This is a genomic window from Leyella lascolaii (assembly GCF_900079775.1).
In the GTDB taxonomy this organism is placed as follows: Bacteria; Bacteroidota; Bacteroidia; order Bacteroidales; family Bacteroidaceae; genus Prevotella; species Prevotella lascolaii.
The window spans coordinates 169,596-187,977 of the sequence record NZ_LT556050.1 but is presented as its reverse complement, the minus strand read 5'-3'; the positions used below and the strand labels follow the sequence as shown (position 1 = coordinate 187,977).

The window sequence follows — 18,382 nt, the reverse complement described above, 5'->3', positions numbered from 1 at the left end:
AGAGGACAACAGACGAAGTAATAACCCTTAAAAAGAAATGAATATGAAAAGATTTATGAAAGTCGGCATCGCAGCATTGCTCTGCCTGTTTGTAGTGAGTGTAAACGCAGTGGCTTCAAACGACAAGCCTATAGAGGTGTCGCAGCTTCCCCAGACGGCTCAGCAGATTCTGAAAAAGGACTTCGGCAAGATGAAGGTTGCGCTGGCGAAGATGGAGTCGGGACTCTTCGACACAAGCTATGACATCATATTCACCAACGGCGACAAGGTGGAGTTCGACGGCAAAGGCAACTGGACAGAACTGAAATGCAAATACTCGCAGGTTCCGGTAAGGCTCATCCCGCAGGCTATAAAAAAGTATGTGAACGAGAATTATCCGTCTGCAAAGGTCATAGAGATGGAGAGAGACCGCAGCGAGTATGACGTGAAGCTTAGCACAGGATTGGAAATCACGTTCAACAAGAAGTTCCAGGTGACTGACATAGACAATTAAACGGAAGACTGATATTATGAAATGGAGACTCTATGTTGTGGCTTTGATGGTCGCGGCATTCGTGACCACAGCCTGCAGCGACGACGATGACAGATTCACGGCGGATGATGTTCCGGTGAAGGTTATGGAGACTTTCAAGGCAAAATATCCTGATACGATAGCCCATTGGGAAAAAGAACGCGGCAGGATAAAGGCTGAGTTCGTTGTGAACGGGCAGGAGACGGAGGCGTGGTTTGAGACCGACGGCATGTGGATAGGCACCGAGACCGACTTCAGAGGCACGCTGCCGGATGCGGTGCGCAGTCTTATCGAAACAGAGTATGCCGGTTACACGATAGATGATGTGGACTGGGTGGAGACGCCTTCGGTGAACTATTTCAGCATCGAACTGGAGAGACATGGCAAGCCGGATGTGAGGCTTCTCATAAAGGAAGACGGCACTTTGCTGGGGTGAAAACCGTTTTCTGCTGACAAGACATAATGAAAGGAGGTTGCAGCCGGATGTGGTCTGCAACCTCTTTTGTATATTCCACAATTCATGCATGCCTTACTTCGCTCTGCATTGTGCGTCGGGTGCGTATATGTGTGTGCGCTCATCTGCCTTTGGGATAGCCCACAGGATTGTTGAGAAGCGGCAGGGCCGTGTCGCCGAGCCGCAGTATCTTCTTCAGCGCGGCGGTGTCCATGGTAGCCCTCGGCACCGTGACGAGTCCGTTGCCTGCACAGAACAGGCATATGTTCTGCGACACATAACCGGCGTCCATGGCGGCTGTCATGCGTGTGCGTTCGTTCTTAGCGTCGCCCAGTCTCGACAGTTCGGACACGAGCACGAGCGACACGGGGAAACCTTTGACGAAGTCCTGACCTCCCGCAACCGCGCCGCGGTGGTCGCCTTCGGTGATGAGTTGCAGCCGGTTCTCGGCGGCTACATATTTGTATGCGCCTTTCCGGCTTATCACATACACGTCGATGTCCTGACGGTTGAGTGCCGACGGAGCCGTGCGCTTGTTGTCCGCGGTGCGGTTTATGCCGTTGGCAGCCCATAGAAGGTTGGACAGGTCCTCCTTGCTCAGGTCTTTGTCGGCACACTCACGGTGCGACTGTCTCTGTGCGAGCGATTTCATTATGCTTGCCCCCTTGTCTGTGTCTGGCGGCAGAAGCGTTATGTCCTTGTCGCTTTGTGCGGTTGCGCATGATGACAATACTGCCATCATGGCGGCAAAAATCATCTTTCTCATGTTGCGGTTGTTTTAGTGTTGATAAAAAACGGATGGTACAGCATGATGCGCCCATGCCGTGACCATCCGTCGCGATGTATGTCTCTGTAGTTTATTTACAGCTTGGAGTCCACGGCTTCAGTTGCTTGAAGAAGTCGTTGCCTTTGTCGTCCACAAGGATGAAAGCGGGGAAGTCCTCAACGTGTATCTTCCATACGGCTTCCATTCCGAGTTCGGGATATTCCACGCACTCGATGCTCTTGATGCTGTTCATTGACAGAACGGCAGCCGGTCCGCCGATGCTTCCCAGATAGAATCCGCCGTGCTTCTTGCATGCGTCGGTGACAACCTGTGTGCGGTTGCCCTTTGCTATCATCACCATCGAGCCTCCGTGGTCCTGGAACTCGTCAACATATGGATCCATGCGGTTTGCCGTTGTCGGTCCCATCGAGCCGCACGGCATTCCCTCCGGAGTCTTGGCAGGACCTGCGTAGAGCACGGGATGGTCCTTGAAATACTGCGGCAGGTCTTCTCCTGCGTCCAGACGAGCCTTCAGCTTGGCGTGTGCTATGTCGCGTGCAACGATGATTGTGCCGTTGAGGCTGAGGCGTGTGGATACCGGATACTTGCTCAGTTCCTTGCACACTTCGCTCATCGGACGGTTGAGGTCTATCTTCACGGCGTTGCCTTCTCCTGCCTTGCGCAGCTCTTCGGGTATGAGTTCGCCGGGATTGTCGTCCAGTTTCTCAATCCATATTCCGTCCTCGTTTATCTTTGCCTTTATGTTGCGGTCGGCTGAACAGCTCACTCCGAGACCTATCGGGCATGACGCTCCGTGGCGCGGAAGGCGTATCACACGTATGTCGTGTGCGAAATATTTTCCTCCGAACTGCGCTCCCAGCCCGATTTTGTGGGCTTCGTCGAGGAGCTGTTTCTCCAGTTCCACGTCGCGGAAGGCGCGTCCTGTCTCGTCACCGGTGGTGGGCAGGTTGTCGTAGTAGTGGGTTGAGGCGAGCTTGACGGTGAGGAGATTCTTCTCGGCAGATGTTCCGCCGATGACGAATGCGATGTGGTAGGGAGGGCAGGCTGCCGTTCCGAGGGTCTTCATCTTCTCAACGAGGAACGGTACGAGAGTGCCCGGGTTCTGTATGCGTGCCTTTGTCTCCTGATAGAAATAAGTCTTGTTTGCCGAGCCTCCGCCTTTTACGACACACAGGAACTTGTATTCGCAACCCTCAGTAGCCTCGATGTCGATTTGTGCGGGGAGGTTGCAGCGTGTGTTTATCTCCTCATACATTGAGAGAGGAGCGTTCTGTGAGTAGCGCAGGTTTTCCTCGGTGTATGTCTTGTATACACCTTTCGACAGTGCTTCCTCGTCGCAGAAGCCTGTCCATACGTGCTGTCCCTTCTCGCCATGGATTATGGCTGTGCCCGTGTCCTGGCAGAAGGGAAGCTTTCCCTTGCATGCCACCTCGGCGTTGCGGAGGAATGTCAGAGCCACATATTTGTCGTTGTCGCTTGCCTCGGGGTCGCTCAGTATTTTAGCAACCTGTTCGTTGTGTGAGCGGCGCAACAGGAAGTTGACGTCGCGGAAAGCCTGGTTTGCAAGCATGGTCAGTGCTTCCGGACTAACCTTGAGGATTTTGTTGCCCTCAAATTCACCGACACTCACACCTTCTTTTGAAAGAAGATAGTATTCAGTGTCGTCCTTGCCCATCTGGAACATGGGCGCGTACTTGAATTCTGGTGTTGTTGCCATAATGTCTGTTTTATGTAATAAGTATTGTCTTGTTGTCTTTTATGCAGTGTGTGTGAAACCGTCAGGAAAGTTCTCCGTGCGGTTTCCGGACAGTGGCTTTCCGCTTACGGGTGGAAGCCGGAACGCTGATTGCAAAGTTAGGATTTTTTTTTGAAACGCGGTTCTTTATTTCCGCTTTATTAAGACGGGTTTCGTTTTTTTCTCACTACCGTTTTTATCATGTTTTCATATCATGGCTGCGATACGGCAGGACGGTTGTGTCTTGCAGACAAATAAGCCGTAACGGTATGTCGGAGACAGTGAATTATAAGAGAGGCGAGGCACATACTGTTGTCTGTCAGTCATAAATTAACATTCACGTTTCACTATGTTTTTATGCCTACACCGTGCGGAAACTTTTATGCTTTTACCGGGATGGGTCCGGCTGAAACGCGGTCAGGACATTCCGGATGGATGCTTTATAGCTGTCATACATTTTTCTGAATATTCTGAAATATAAACAAATAAATGTTTAGCGCGCCGCGACCGACCATTATTAAATATGTATTCCGTAGCACGCTGTGGGTAAATGGGTTGTGGAAATGAAACTTTTTACTTAATTTTGTGCGCATGGATAACGCAGCCATACAGTAATTCTGCATTTTATTATGACAGAGTACGTGGCGGAAAACACAAAAAACGATATGATGAGAAATTATCAGGAGAAATTAAGTTACAGGCTTATCATGCCGTTGCAACATTTTATGAATCAGGAGAAATCGGGCGGCATAGTGCTCGGCATAAGCATTGTCATTGCGCTTGTATTGGCTAACTCTCCGTTGAGCGACAGTTATTTTCACTTCTTTGAGCAGGAGTTCGGCTTTCTGTTCAACGGTGCCGGTTATTTCAATTTCGATTTGCACCATTGGATAAACGACGGTCTGATGTCGATGTTTTTCTTTGTTGTAGGTCTGGAACTTAAACGAGAGTTTATCGGAGGGGAACTTGCCGATGTGCGCAACACGATACTTCCGATAGGGGCGGCGGTGTTCGGGATGATTGTGCCGGCACTCATCTATTATCTGTTCAATCCTCACGGTGACGTGTCGGGAGGGTGGGGGATACCTATGGCTACGGACATCGCGTTTTCGCTTGCCATACTTTATGTGCTTGGCGACCGTGTTCCGCTGTCGATAAAGGTTTTTCTTACCACTCTTGCCATTGTAGACGACCTCGGCGCGGTGCTCGTGATAGCGTTTTTCTATACTTCGGACATATCCCTGCTCAGCATCGGTGTGGGTGTGGCGTTCCTTATGGTGATGTATGTTGCCAACAGACTGGGAGTGAAGAACGTCATATTTTACGGTGTCGTAGGCATTTGCGGAGTGTGGACAGCCTTTCTTATGTCGGGCATACATGCAACCATCGCAGCTGTGCTCGCGGCTTTTATGATACCTGCCGACGCCCGTATAAGTGAGCCTGCCTATATGGCAAGGGCTGAGAAACTCATAAAACGCTTCCGCAATGCTGAACCCAACAGTGTGTCAACCCTCGAGCCTGAGCAGGTGGAGATAATAGGACGGATGATCGGTGATTCACGTGACGCCATCCCACCGTTGCAGCGTCTTGAGCATTCTCTGCATCCGCTGGTGTCTTTTGTCATAATGCCTGTATTCGCACTTGCCAACGCAGGCATATCGTTTGAGGGTATAAATCCGGCTGATGTGTTTTCAGACAATGTGGCGGTGGGAGTGATGCTCGGTCTGCTTATAGGAAAACCGTTGGGCATATCAGCCTCCGTATTGCTGCTGACACGTCTTGGAATAGCACGCATGCCGTCTTCGGTGACCGTCAGAAGGCTTTTCGGTGTGGGCTTTCTTGCGTCTATCGGCTTCACAATGTCTATGTTCATATCCACTCTCGCTTTTGTAGACGAGGCTTATCTCATACAGGCTAAACTTGGCATTTTCGCAGCTTCTATTGTCGGCGGAGTGGTAGGCTATGTGCTGTTGAGGAAGTAGTGAAATACGTAAAAGCAGGAGTCCGGTCGTAATGCGGTACGACCGGATTTTTCATTTTTATTTGGTAAATGTGTGATATAATATAAAATAAAATACGGTTTTTGTCGTTTTACAGTTTAAGGTAAAAGGATAAATGTATGAAAATAAGGAAAATTCTGGAGATAAAAGAACTTAGACTGCGAAAGAAACGTATCATTGCGATGATTGGCAGTATTGCGGTTATAATCGTAGCGTACGTCATTCTCACATGGCCGGAGAAGAAGACACCCTATGCTCCGATGGTTTCTGTAGAGCCGGTGGGCGTGGAGGATGTCGAGATATATGGCGACTACGTAGGTCGTGTCCGTGCCCAGCAGTTTGTAGAGGTACGTGCTCGTGTTGAGGGATTCCTTGAACGCATGGCATTCGAAGAAGGTACTTATGTCAAGAAGAATCAGGTTTTGTTTGTCATAGACCAACGGCAGTATAAGGCAAAGGCTGATAAGGCGCGTGCCCAGCTGCGCAAAGACTCAGCTTTGGTGCGCAAGACAAAGCGCGATCTTGACCGTATACGTCCGCTGTTCGAGCAGAACGCAGCCAGCCGTCTTGACCTCGACAATGCCACGGCAGCCTATGAGACAGCTGTGGCAAGCATGGGTATGAGCCGCGCCGACCTCGATCAGGCGGAGCAGGAACTCAGTTACACATATGTGCGTTCGCCTATATCAGGTTACATCAGCGAACGTCTTGTTGACCTTGGTACGCTTGTCGGCACGGGCGGAAAGTCTCTTCTGGCTACCATTGTAAAGAGCGACACGGTGCTTGTTGACTTCAGTATGACTGCGCTTGACTATCTTAAAAGCAAGGAACGTAACATCATTTTGGGACAGCGTGACTCTTTGAGGTCGTGGCAACCGTATGTCACGATTACGCTGGCGGACAACAGTACATATCCGTATAAGGGTTTGGTAGATTTCGCAGAGCCTCAGGTGAGCCCTAAGACAGGCACGTTCTCGGTGCGTGCGGAAATGCCTAATCCGGACCATGTGCTTCTTCCGGGTCAGTTTACAAAGGTTCACGCCCTCCTTGACGTACGTGAAAATGCCACCGTTGTGCCTCAGAAGGCACTCATAATAGAGAAAGGTGGGGCTTTCATCTATGTGATGAGGCGCGATTCTACGGCAGAACGTCGTTTCATAGAGCTTGGACCGGAGTTCGACAACAAGGTTGTGGTGGAGCGCGGGCTTGCACCCGGAGAACTTATAATAAGCGAAGGATATCATAAACTCACGCCAGGCATGAAGGTGCGTGTGGCTTCCAGGCAGATGAAAAAACAGCGCACGAAAGCCAAATAACCAAAGCATATATAGCCAATGAAAGTAAATTTCTTCATAGACCGACCCGTATTCTCAATCGTCATATCTGTACTTATTGTCATTGTCGGACTTATCGGACTCACGATGCTGCCAATTGACCAGTATCCGCAGATAACTCCTCCGGTGGTGAAAATAAGTGCCTCTTATCCCGGAGCAAGCGCACTTACGGTGTCGCAGGCAGTGGCAACGCCTATCGAACAGGAACTGAACGGTACTCCTGGAATGCTTTACATGGAATCGAACAGCTCAAACTCGGGTGCGTTTTCGGCTACTGTAACATTTGATATATCGTCAGATCCCGACCTTGCGGCAGTAGAGATACAGAACAGAATAAAGCTTGCAGAGTCCCGTTTGCCTGCGGAAGTGGTGCAGAACGGTATAGAGATAGAGAAGCAGGCGGCGAGTCAGTTGCTCACTATCTGCCTTACGTCGGACGATCCGAAGTTTGATGAGATATATCTCAGCAACTTCGCCACATTGAACGTGCTCGATCTGTTGCGCCGAATACCCGGAGTGGGGCGCGTGTCTAATATCGGAAGCCGCTATTACGCCATGCAGATATGGGTCGACCCTGCGCGTTTGGCGAGTTTCGGACTCACTGTGCAGGATGTGCAGAACGCTCTGAAGGACCAGAACAGAGAGTCTGCCGCTGGTGTTTTCGGGCAACAGCCGGTGAAGGGACTTGATTTTACGATTCCCATAACGGCACAAGGACGACTGTCGTCATCGGCACAATTCGAGGAGATAGTGCTCCGAGCCAACGCTGACGGGTCGTTTATCAGATTGAGAGATGTGGCGCGTGTGTCGCTTGAAGCTCAATCATACAATACCGAGAGCGGCATAAACGGAGGCAATGCTGCCGTACTTGGAGTCTACATGTTGCCTGGAGCCAATGCCATGGAAGTGGCTGAGAGGGTGAAGGAGACAATGGAGAACATAAGTAAAACGTTCCCTGAGGGAATGGAATATGAGATTCCGTTCGACATGACTACTTACATATCAGAGTCTATCAATGAAGTGTACAAGACGCTGTTCGAGGCTCTTTTTCTTGTAATAGTTGTCGTTTTCCTGTTCCTTCAAAGCTGGCGCGCCACCGTAATACCGCTTGTCGCCGTTCCGATTTCTTTGATAGGAACGTTCGGATTCATGCTTATATTCGGTTTCTCTCTCAATATGCTGACCCTGTTGGGGCTTGTTCTGGCTATCGGTCTTGTTGTGGATGACGCCATAGTGGTAGTAGAGAATGTTGAGCGTATTATGGAAGAAGAACACCTGAGCCCGTATGAAGCGACAAAGAAAGCCATGAACGGACTTACAGGCGCGCTTGTCGCAACTTCCATGGTGCTTGCCGCCGTGTTTGTGCCTGTAAGCTTTTTGTCCGGCATAACAGGACAACTGTACCGCCAGTTCAGCGTTACAATAGTCATATCTGTGCTTATCTCCACGGTCGTTGCTCTCACTCTGAGTCCGGTAATGTGTTCCCTGATACTTAAACCGGCAGATAAGAGCAAACCGAAAAACCGGTTTTTCACTGCCATAAACCGTTGGCTGGACTTCGGCAACACCAAATACCTTTCCGGAATCACAAATATTATAAAGCATCCCAAGCGTTGCGGCATAGGCTTCTGTATGGTTATAATAATGATTTTCATACTATACCGCCTTACACCGACAAGCTTTCTGCCTGCCGAAGACCAGGGATATTTCACCGTGGAGCTTGAAATGCCGGAGGGAACTACGCTCGAACGTACGCGCACTGTCACCAATCGGGCTATTGACTATCTTATGAAAGACCCGTCAGTGGAATACGTTCAGAATGTAACAGGTACCAGTCCGCGTGTCGGAACAAGCCAGACGAGAGCCCAACTCACGGTTATTCTGAAAGAATGGAAGGAACGCGACAACACTACAATAGGCGATATCATGGCTGGAGTGAGCCGTGAACTGAAGGAATATCCGGAATGCAAGTTCTATCTTTCAACCCCTCCGGTGATTCCGGGACTCGGTTCCTCCGGCGGATTCGAGATGCAACTCGAGGCTCACGGGGACGCTACGTATGACGACTTGGTGCAAGCTGCCGACACGTTGATGCATTATGCCTCAATGCGGAAGGAATTGTCGGATCTCTCCTCATCGTTGCAGGCGGAGATTCCACAGCTTTATTTCGATGTCGACCGTGACAAAGTGAAAATGCTCGGTGTGCCTATGGCTGACGTGTTCTCTACAATGAAGGCATACACAGGGTCTGTCTATGTCAACGATTTCAACATGTTCAACCGTATATACCGTGTCTACATCCAGGCGGAAGCTCCTTACCGTGAGCACCGCGACGACATCAGCCTGTACTTTGTCCGTGGTGACGACGGTGACATGATTCCTCTTACGGCTCTTGGTACGACCGAATATACCACCGGACCGGGCAGTATAAAGCGTTTCAACATGTTCAACACAGCCGTCATACGCGGCACCGCAGCCCAGGGATACAGTTCAGGTCAGGCTATGGAAGTGATGGAAGAGCTTGTCCGCAAGCACTTGCCTGATAATATAGGATTGGAGTGGAGCGGTCTGTCTTATCAGGAGAAACAGGCTGGAGGACAAACCGGAATGGTACTCGCACTTGTGTTTTTGTTCGTGTTTCTTTTCCTTGCGGCTCTCTATGAAAGCTGGAGCGTCCCCGTGGCAGTATTGCTTTCGTTGCCGATAGCAGCCTTAGGGGCTTATATCGGTATCATTATGTGTGGACTTGAAAATGACACTTATTTCCAGATAGGGCTCGTTATGTTGATGGGACTCGCCGCGAAGAACGCCATACTTATAGTAGAGTTCGCAAAGGATGAGGCTGACTCGGGAGTCAATCTCTTCAAGGCTGCACTGCATGCCGCGCGTCTTCGTTTCCGTCCTATCCTCATGACATCATTCGCTTTCATACTTGGCATACTTCCGATGGTGATTGCCTCCGGACCCGGAGCTGCCAGCCGGAGAGCCATCGGTACCGGAGTATTCTTCGGTATGATTGCTGCCGTGACCATCGGAATATTGCTCATACCGTTCTTCTTTATAACAATATACAGAGGAAAGATAAGGTCGCGTAAGGAGAACAAGCCAAAGGCATTACAATATAAACAAACATTATGACTCATAAACGGAAATACATATCGCATGCTCTCGTAATAATCGCATCGGCAGTCGTTGTCGTGTCATGTAAGATAGGGCACCATTACACACGCCCTGACGTGGAGTTGCCCGTGTCGCTGACAGAGGGGGAGAGTGCAGACTCGGCTTCTTTTGCCGACCGTTCATGGACTGAAATCTACACAGACTCCATTCTGCAGAATCTCATTAATAAGGCACTGACATACAATAAGGACATGCTTATGGCAGCCGCGCGCATTAAAGAGCTTGCGGCAATGAAGCGCATCGATTACGCCAAGATGTTTCCTTCGCTCGACTTGCGTGTCTATGGCGAGAAAGAACAGGACAATTACGGTGGTGACAATCCGTCGGACGATAACCAGTTCGACCTGAAAGCCAATATAGCATGGGAGGTTGACCTGTGGGGAAAGCTCCGTTGGAACCACGAGGCAAGCACGGCTGAGTTCATGGCTTCTATAGAAAACCGCCGTGCACTTCAGATGAGTCTCATCGCTCAGGTGGCTCAGGCATATTATGAACTCGTGGCACTCGACAACGAACTGTCCATCGTAAGGCAGACTGTGACGGCACGACGGGAGAGCGAGCACCTTGCACGCATACGCTATGAGGGCGGGCTCACCTCGGAGGTTACATACAGACAGGCGCAGGTGGAACTCTCAAAGACTGCCACACTATTGCCCGATCTTGAAAGGCAAATCACCTCCAAGGAAAACGAGATTGCCTTTCTCACAGGCGAATATCCACACCATATCGCACGCTCTACGCTTCCTCAGGAGGTCAACTTTCCTGACAGTCTGCCCGTAGGTCTGCCGTCCTCGCTTCTGGAACGGCGTCCCGACGTGCGCGAGGCTGAACAGAAACTGATAGCGGCAAACGCCTCTGTTGGTGCGGCATATACGAGCATGTTCCCCAACATCACGCTCACCGCCGGTCTCGGAGCTGAGAGTGAGGAGCTGAAAGACCTGCTGAGCTCACCTTATCATCTGATAAGTGTCAATCTGTTGCAGCCGGTATTTGCCATGGGCAAGAACCGCGCGCGTCATAAGGCTGCCAAGGCTGCTTACGAGCGTGCCGTGTATGCCTATGAGAAAACAGTGCTGTCGGCGTTCAGAGATGCGTTCGACGCTATTGCGAACTTCAATAAGATAAAGGAAATATATCAGACACGATACCATCTTGAAAGCTCTTCGAAGACAGCACTCTCGCTCGCTTTGGTGCAGTATGTCAACGGAGCGATAGGCTATATGGACTTGCTCGACGCGCAGCGTACTTATCTTGACGCCCAGATAAGCCTGAGCAATGCCCTGCTCGACAGCCAGCTTGCTACGGTGAACCTATACAAGGCTCTTGGCGGAGGATGGGAACGGAGCGGGATCGGCACGTCAAAGAATACGGAATCCGGGCAAGACTCCGGTAAGTGAAGATGATGCATGATGACGTAAAAAGGCGGTCTGACCCACTGTTCAGACCGCCTTTGCGCTTTTATCACGAATCAGCCGTTATGCCTCGTCCTTATTCCGTTCTTCTGTCACACATCCTTTTCCATTCTTTCCTCTTGTATGTTGCAGGCTGTACCGGCATAATGTGAGAGCCTGAATGGCTTCGTCTGTGTGTAAAGGAGATGAATGACGGACATACATATATAAATATGTGTATGGCGGTATGACAGCCGGCACGTGTCAAACCATACCGGTCTGTCCGGCTTTAATATCCGAATATCTCTTCTGTTGTCAGGCGTTTTACGGGAGCTATGCGCTCGAGCGACTTTATGTCGAGGTTCTTCTCATCGCCCAGAATCAGGTATCTGTACGGTTTGCCCGCCATGGTTTCCTTCTCAAAGTCCACCATGTCTTTCATCGTTATTCCCGGCAGAGCGTTGTATATCTTCTCGTTTATGTCGTAGTCAATGCCCATTCGCTGTGCCGCAAGATAGGCGTTGAGTATCGAGAATTTCGTGGTGCGCTGTGCAGCCAGACGTTTTGTTATTGCCTGTTTTGCCAGTCCGAACGCCTTTTCAGACTGCGGTATGGTGTCGATAATGTTGTTGAACGTGCGTATACAGTCCATCATCTTGTCGTTCTGCGATATAATCTGGGTGCGGGCGAACTCATTGTGGTTCTTCCTTCCCGGTGTGTTGTATGTAGCCCATGCGCTGTATGCCAGTCCGCGGCTTTCGCGCAGTTCCTGGAAAACAACCAAGTTCATACCTCCTCCGAAGTATTCGTTGAATATTTCCACTACGGGCTGCTTCTCTGCCGACCATTTCCTGCCGTTGTTGCAGTACTGTGATATATAGGCGTTTTTGGCTTCGTATGGAGCTATCATTATCTCGTTCTCCGTCGTCTGTTGCTCTGTGTATTCCTTGCCTGCGGGCACCTGAGCAAGCTTTCCTGCCGTCCGGTGCTTTTTCTCTATTACGGATGCCAGCTCGTCCACGCTGTACGGTCCGTAATAAAGCACCGTATGCTCATATTTGCTCAGGTCTTTGAGCAAACCGGTAAGCTCCTTCGGATTCTTGTCTCTGAGTTCCTGTGCGCCCGGAATGTTGCGTATCCTGTTGTACGGACCGTAAATGCCGTAGTGGAGCAGGGCTGAGAAATTGCCTGCCTGGTTCAGTTTGGCGTCCTTGCGGTTCTTCAGTTCCGACTCCACATATTTGTCATATGCCTCAGAGTCAGCCTTGGCGTTTGCCAGAATGTCCTCCATCAGCTCGAGAGCCTGCGGCAGGTTGTCGTTCAGACCGCTGAGAGTGACGGTCGTCATGTCCGTTCCCACGCTTATGCCATACGAGCATGCCAGTTTGTAGAACTTCCTTTTGATGTCTTCCGCCGACATCCTGTCCGTCCCGAGATAGTCTATATACGATGCGGCTAACGGCAGCCACTTGTCGCTTTCCTCTCCGAACGCATAGTGGAACGCAAGCGTGAAGCGTCCGTTCTCGGTGTTGCGTACATACAGGATGGGCAGTCCCTTCTTCGTGCTGCTCTTTGTCAGGTCTTTACCGAAGTCGATGAAGCGCGGTTGTATAGGCTCGCTCTTCGAGCTGATTATCTCGCCTACGAACGCGCTCTGTTTGTCGCGGTTGGCGGGAATGGGCGTTATCTTCGGCTTGTCAATCTTCTTCTGTGTGGTGTCCTCGCCCTGACGCTTGTACACTGTGGCGTAGTTTTCTCCGAAATGACGTGCCGCGAATGACGTGATGTCCTTCTTTGTGATGCCTGATATGCGTCTGATGCGGTTCACCACATCATCCCATTTCTTCCCGTTTATGAACGCGTCGACAAACATGTCTGCGCGTTTCTCATTGTTTTCCATCGCCTTATAGAAGTCCAGACGCATGTTGTTGACCACCGACGGCAGCAGGTCGTCGTCGAAATCACCGCGTTTCAGTTTGTCCATCTCGTCGAGCATCAGCCTTCTCACATCGTCGAGCGACTGTCCTTCGAGCGGCATGCCGTAGAGCAGAAACTGCGAGTATTCGTTCATGTTCGATGCAAACGCTCCCGTTCCAAGGCACTTCATCTTCTGGTCTATGTTCAGGTCGAAAAGACCGGCGTTGCCGTTCGACAGCATCTCGGCTATCACATCGAGCGTGTCACACTGAAGTGACGAAGCCCCGTCGAATTTCCATCCCACCATTATGCTCTCCGCCTCCTGCCCCACGACGGTGCTGTCGACGGGTGCGGTAAGGTCGCGTTCAGGAGCATATTCGGGGAAGGAGAGGTTCCTGTTGGGCTTCCATCCTCCGAAATATCTCTCTATCGTGTCCATCACCTTGTCGCAGTCAAGGTCGCCCGCCATGCATATAGCCACATTGTTGGGCACGTAGTAGCGTCTGAAATAGTTCTTTATGTTCACTATCGACGGATTCTTCAGATGTTCCTGCGTGCCTATCGTCGTCTGTGTGCCGTAGGGATGGGTGGGGAAGAGCAGCCTGTTCATCGCCTCCCACATCTTGTTGTTGTCTCTGGTGAGCCCCATGTTGTACTCCTCATACACCGACTCCAGCTCGGTGTGGAAACCGCGTATCACCATGTTCTGGAATCTGTCGCTCTGTATTCTCGCCCAGTTCTCCACCTCGTTTGCCGGTATGTCCTCCACGTAGCAGGTCACGTCGTTGCTCGTGTAGGCGTTGCTGCCCTCCGAACCTATAGCCGCCATCAGCTTGTCATACTCGTTCGGAATGTTATAGCGGGCGGCGAGCTGCGACACGCTGTCTATTCTGTGATACTGAGCCTTGCGCTGTTCCGTGTCGGTCATGGTGCGGTATGCCTCATACATGTCCTGTATGGTGTCGAGCAGCGGAGCCTCCTTTTCAGCGTCCGACGTTCCGAAGCGTTTCGTTCCCTTGAACATCAGGTGCTCCAGATAGTGTGCCAGTCCTGTCGTCTCAGCCGGGTCGTTGCGGCTTCCGGTGCGCACGGCTATGTAGGTCTGTATGCGCGGTTTCTCCTTGTTTACCGACAGATATACCTTCAGTCCGTTGTCCAGAGTGTATATGCGTGTCGCCATCGGGTCACCTTCCACCGATTGGTACGCGCGCCGTTCTGACTGTGCGGTGGCGCACAGTGCAATCAGGCAAAAGACTATTATAAGTTTCAGTTTCATTATGTCTTGAATTTGTTGTGATTATTATCCTTTTCGTTTTTCCGTGCCGTTTCTGAGCGGGTGTGCGGATGTCTGTTCCGGCATGTGTGGCGTCACATGTAGAGCTTCTGGTTCTCGAAGTCAACCTCACGGTCGAGCTGGTCGTTGAAGTTGAGAAACACCTCTTCCTCTATGTCTCCGAGCGCATACTCCTTGCGCGCGTCCTTCTTTATCTCCGCAATCCATGCGCGCCGCGCCGTCACGTAGTCCTGTCTTATCTTCTCGGCGTCCTCCTCTGTCAGTGTCTCCAGACCGTAGTAGTCGAGCATCATGCGGTATGTCCACGCCCAGCGGTATTCCGGATAGTTGTCGTTTATGTCCCTGAAGCGTTCCTCCACGCCCTGTGTGGTGTCTATGGTTCCGTCAATGATGTCACCGATGAGGCGTTGTTCCTCCGACTCGGGAAGCAGAAGTCCGGACAGGTCGTTCCAGTTTCCTGTGCCCGTATCGGTCAGCGGCTTCTCGAGGATGTGGCGTTTGAGCACGGCTCCCATATATATGCGCAGGGCTATGTCGTAATACTTGATGCCCTTTCTCAGCGCGCTTGCCTTGATGACATATTCATGATAGTTGTATGTTGACACGTCGTCGCCCGACGCCTCGCGCAGACTCTCGAGAATGCGCTTGCCCCGCAATATCTCGCCTACGGAGAAAGGACTGAGCCAGTCGAAGTTTACGATGCTCTTGCGCCCCCCGTGCGCCCTCATGTCACGTTTGGGCCACTTGCGTATGTCACGGTAAAGTCCGACTGTGGCGAGGTTGCGTCCCGGCACGAGATACATGGTGTCGTTGTATGCAATGAGATAGGAGAAAGGCAGATTGCGCGTGTCGGGATGATACATCAGCTTGCCGAAGCACACCGAGAACGTGCCTATGTTGGCAGGCATCAGCAGATATGCGCCGCTGGCGGTCTTCGTGCCGCGTTCCATCAGTCCGTAGTGCATGGGTCCCATCTTGTAGGCATGGTTGCTGAAGTTGGTGGCGGAGCCGGCGTTGTAGAACGAGAACATGCCTCCGATGAGCAGCGAGCTCTTGTGATGGCTTGCCGTGAAAGGGCCGCAGAAGGCTGCGCACGCCTCGCCGTTCGACATGTAGCTGTTGGCGAAGAACACGCTGCTCGACGCCGTGAAGCCGTTGCTTATCTGGCAAGCCTCGCCCACGAAGCAGTCCTGCATCTTCACACTGTTGATTATGGAAGACCCGTCGGAGATGATGGAGTTCTCACATATCACGCCCGTACCTATGAACACGTTGGCGTCGGATGAGCTCATGATGGTGCAGTCGCTCAGTCTTGACGCTCCGCTTATCTCGCAGTCGTCGTATATCACGGTGTTGGTTATCTCCTTCGTGTTCACTATCTTCACGTTGTTGCCTATTGTTCCGCACTCGTGTGAGTTGCGCTCTATCTCCTCGTTGATGAGCCTCCGTATGGCATCCTTGAGCGGTTTGTTGGCAGCGTGCTTCACCATGAACGCGGCAAACTGGCTGTTCAGTCCGTGGAAGAGCGTCAGGTTGCCGTTTCCCACCTCGTTGAGCACCGATATGAGATTGCCCTCGCCGTATGTCGCGCCCTCGGTTGTCTCCATGGTGCATACGTTTGATATGTAGCAGTCGTCGCCTATGACATAGTTGTTGATGTAGTTGCCAATGTTCTCGATGAGGCAGTTGTCGCCTATGGTTACATTGCGCAGGGTGGCGTTGTTGATGCCCGAGTGCTTCACGAATCCCTTGCTCACCTCCACGCTTTTCTCAAACGTGCCGAGCCTTATGGTGCCGTAGAACATCACGCGGTGGAAGTAGTTCGCCTTGAAATCCTCCGCCACGCTTATCGCCGACCAGTCCTCAGCCCAGCAGCTGTTGTCCTCCAGCAGTCTTATTTCCTGTTCGGTAAGTTGTCTGTAGTTCATAAAGTGTCATTAATATTTAGTCTTCGTAAGGTTCTTCAATGTTGTAGAGAAAGTCGTTGTAAGGATATTTCTGCACGTGGAGCTCGCGCACCTTCGTGTAGAGAACGTCCCTGAACTCGTCTATGTTCTGCTTTTTGCGTGCCGAGATGAATATGCAGTTCTCGTTGAGCCGTGCCATCCACGTGCGCTTCAGTTCGTCGAGCGTCACGTTCTCCTTTGTCGGCGGTGTGAGGTCGTCGTCGTCCTTGTCCACCCATGTGTAGTTGTCTATCTTGTTGAACACAATCATGCTCGGCTTGTCGGCGCATCCGAGGTCTTTCAGAGTGTTCTCCACCACACTTATCTGTTCCTCGAAGTCGGGGTGTGAGATGTCCACCACATGCAGCAGAAGGTCAGCCTCGCGCACCTCGTCGAGTGTCGACTTGAACGAGTCCACAAGGTCGGTGGGCAGCTTGCGAATGAATCCCACGGTGTCGGCAAGCAGGAACGGCAGATTCTCTATCACCACCTTGCGCACCGTCGTGTCGAGAGTGGCGAAGAGTTTGTTCTCTGCGAACACCTCGCTCTTTGACATGAGGTTCATTATTGTGGATTTCCCCACGTTGGTATATCCCACGAGAGCCACCCTTATCATGCGTCCCCGGTTCTTGCGCTGGGTTGTCTTCTGTCTGTCTATCTCGGCAAGCCGCTGTTTGAGAAGGGTGATGCGCTGCAATATTATGCGTCGGTCCATCTCGAGCTGTGTCTCACCCGGACCGCGCAGACCCACGCTTCCTTTTCCTCCTCCCGAGCCGGAGCCGCCGCCCTGACGCTCGAGGTGGGTCCACAGACGCTGCAGCCGAGGCAGCATGTAGCGGTATTGCGCCAGCTCCACCTGAGTCTTCGCAGCCGCTGTCTGTGCCCTCATGGCGAAAATGTCGAGGATGAGCGATGTGCGGTCGAGTATCTTCACTCCCAGTTCCTTCTCTATGTTGCGTATCTGCTTTGCCGACAGCTCGTCGTCGAATATAGCCATTCCCACGGGTCTTTCGGCGTCCTCTTCGTCCTTTATGTATTGTTTTATCTCCTCAAGCTTTCCGCTTCCCACGTAGGTGACCGAGCTCGGACCGTTCACCCGTTGTGTGAAGCGTTTCACGGTGACGGCTCCTGCGGTGTCGGCGAGAAACTCCAGCTCGTCGAGATATTCTTTCGTCTTGTCCTCGTCCTGGTCTTTTGTGATGAGACCCACGAGCACTGCGGTCTCTGTCTTTACTTCAGATAATACAAATTCTTTCATTAGGAATATTTGTTTTTGGGGCTTTCGTGAGCCGCAGCGGACTGTCTCGTGTCAGGTATGCGGTCACAATGTGTGATATATTAGCGCAAAGATAATATAATTTACAATAAACACAAAGGTTTTGGACCCATTTTATAACGCCATCCCGTTACTGTATGCGATGCCCCGTCCGGCAGTTGTTCCGATGAGGAAAACACGTCGTTGAATGTTAAAAAACAGGTTGTCGGGACAGCCTGAAATTCCTCCGGTTTTCTAATATGCGGCTTTCCGTGCTTCGGTACGTATTTTTCAGGGTATTGCATAATGCGCTTACAGCCAGCGTAATAGCGTTTTTCCGCATGACCGGTGATAATGTTCCGTTTTGCAGAAGAGCCTCTTCCGCACCGCCGAAGAGCCTTTTCCGTGATGTGGAAGAGCCTTTCCTGCGCCACTGAACAGCCTCTTCGGCACCGTCTGTGCGCTCATATGGGTTGCGAAACGGGCTTTTCTGTACTGCTGCCATGCCCGTGTGAGTGTGCCGGACGAGTCTTTCACGATACAGAACGAGTGAGAATGATGTGTTAAATAAGTGTCGG

11 protein-coding genes are annotated in these 18,382 nt (G+C 51.4%); 6 read left to right on the top strand and 5 right to left on the bottom strand.

The window, feature by feature from the left end; genetic code table 11:
* The first annotated feature begins 55 nt into the window (after positions 1–55).
* Together BN4609_RS13200 and BN4609_RS13195 are read left to right on the top strand one after the other, a co-directional pair.
* Complete coding sequence (locus BN4609_RS13200) at positions 56–493, top strand: PepSY-like domain-containing protein (RefSeq protein ID WP_068857096.1); 438 nt, start codon at positions 56–58, stop codon at positions 491–493.
* Positions 494–509: 16 nt separating this feature from the next.
* Positions 510–947: a PepSY-like domain-containing protein gene (locus BN4609_RS13195; RefSeq protein ID WP_068857095.1), complete on the top strand. Its 438-nt coding sequence runs from the start codon at positions 510–512 to the stop codon at positions 945–947.
* A gap of 139 nt (positions 948–1,086) precedes the next feature.
* Here the strand turns inward: BN4609_RS13195 and BN4609_RS13190 are convergent, their stop codons facing one another.
* Both BN4609_RS13190 and BN4609_RS13185 read right to left on the bottom strand, forming a co-directional pair.
* On the bottom strand, positions 1,087–1,731 hold the full coding sequence (locus BN4609_RS13190) for a SagB/ThcOx family dehydrogenase (RefSeq protein WP_068857094.1): 645 nt from the start codon (positions 1,729–1,731) through the stop codon (positions 1,087–1,089).
* Between the two features lie 91 nt (positions 1,732–1,822).
* Positions 1,823–3,469 (bottom strand): fumarate hydratase, encoded by a 1,647-nt coding sequence (locus BN4609_RS13185; protein ID WP_021992409.1) that lies wholly within the window; start codon positions 3,467–3,469, stop codon positions 1,823–1,825.
* A gap of 683 nt (positions 3,470–4,152) precedes the next feature.
* On the opposite strand from BN4609_RS13185, the gene nhaA reads away from it, so the two are divergent.
* The 4 genes from nhaA (at position 4,153) to BN4609_RS13165 (ending at position 11,398) form a co-directional block, all read left to right on the top strand.
* On the top strand, positions 4,153–5,469 hold the full coding sequence (nhaA, locus tag BN4609_RS13180) for a Na+/H+ antiporter NhaA (protein WP_068857282.1): 1,317 nt from the start codon (positions 4,153–4,155) through the stop codon (positions 5,467–5,469).
* Between the two features lie 137 nt (positions 5,470–5,606).
* On the top strand, positions 5,607–6,803 hold the full coding sequence (locus tag BN4609_RS13175; protein WP_106390610.1) for an efflux RND transporter periplasmic adaptor subunit: 1,197 nt from the start codon (positions 5,607–5,609) through the stop codon (positions 6,801–6,803).
* Positions 6,804–6,821: 18 nt separating this feature from the next.
* Positions 6,822–9,959, top strand: coding sequence for an efflux RND transporter permease subunit (locus tag BN4609_RS13170; protein WP_068857093.1), 3,138 nt, complete (start codon positions 6,822–6,824; stop codon positions 9,957–9,959).
* Positions 9,956–11,398 carry an efflux transporter outer membrane subunit gene (locus BN4609_RS13165; RefSeq protein ID WP_084791629.1) on the top strand — a complete coding sequence of 481 codons (1,443 nt, stop codon included), beginning with the start codon at positions 9,956–9,958 and terminating at the stop codon, positions 11,396–11,398. Before BN4609_RS13170 ends, BN4609_RS13165 begins: the two co-directional genes overlap by 4 nt.
* 283 nt (positions 11,399–11,681) lie before the next feature.
* On the opposite strand, the gene BN4609_RS13160 is transcribed toward BN4609_RS13165, so the two are convergent.
* The 3 genes from BN4609_RS13160 to hflX all read right to left on the bottom strand — a co-directional run bounded on the left by BN4609_RS13160 (position 11,682) and on the right by hflX (position 17,807).
* On the bottom strand, positions 11,682–14,585 hold the full coding sequence (locus BN4609_RS13160; RefSeq protein ID WP_068857091.1) for a M16 family metallopeptidase: 2,904 nt from the start codon (positions 14,583–14,585) through the stop codon (positions 11,682–11,684).
* Between the two features lie 92 nt (positions 14,586–14,677).
* Complete coding sequence (locus BN4609_RS13155) at positions 14,678–16,531, bottom strand: DUF4954 family protein (RefSeq protein ID WP_068857090.1); 1,854 nt, start codon at positions 16,529–16,531, stop codon at positions 14,678–14,680.
* A 16-nt stretch (positions 16,532–16,547) separates the two neighbouring features.
* Complete coding sequence (hflX, locus tag BN4609_RS13150) at positions 16,548–17,807, bottom strand: GTPase HflX (protein WP_068857089.1); 1,260 nt, start codon at positions 17,805–17,807, stop codon at positions 16,548–16,550.
* Positions 17,808–18,382: the final 575 nt, after the last annotated feature.

Coding starts and splice junctions, on each gene's coding strand:
- BN4609_RS13200 (WP_068857096.1), top strand. CDS start 56: ATGAAAGTCGGCATCGCAGCATTGCTCTGCCTGTTTGTAGTGAGTGTA.
- BN4609_RS13195 (WP_068857095.1), top strand. CDS start 510: ATGAAATGGAGACTCTATGTTGTGGCTTTGATGGTCGCGGCATTCGTG.
- BN4609_RS13190 (WP_068857094.1), bottom strand. CDS start 1,731: ATGAGAAAGATGATTTTTGCCGCCATGATGGCAGTATTGTCATCATGC.
- BN4609_RS13185 (WP_021992409.1), bottom strand. CDS start 3,469: ATGGCAACAACACCAGAATTCAAGTACGCGCCCATGTTCCAGATGGGC.
- nhaA (WP_068857282.1), top strand. CDS start 4,153: ATGATGAGAAATTATCAGGAGAAATTAAGTTACAGGCTTATCATGCCG.
- BN4609_RS13175 (WP_106390610.1), top strand. CDS start 5,607: ATGAAAATAAGGAAAATTCTGGAGATAAAAGAACTTAGACTGCGAAAG.
- BN4609_RS13170 (WP_068857093.1), top strand. CDS start 6,822: ATGAAAGTAAATTTCTTCATAGACCGACCCGTATTCTCAATCGTCATA.
- BN4609_RS13165 (WP_084791629.1), top strand. CDS start 9,956: ATGACTCATAAACGGAAATACATATCGCATGCTCTCGTAATAATCGCA.
- BN4609_RS13160 (WP_068857091.1), bottom strand. CDS start 14,585: ATGAAACTGAAACTTATAATAGTCTTTTGCCTGATTGCACTGTGCGCC.
- BN4609_RS13155 (WP_068857090.1), bottom strand. CDS start 16,531: ATGAACTACAGACAACTTACCGAACAGGAAATAAGACTGCTGGAGGAC.
- hflX (WP_068857089.1), bottom strand. CDS start 17,807: ATGAAAGAATTTGTATTATCTGAAGTAAAGACAGAGACCGCAGTGCTC.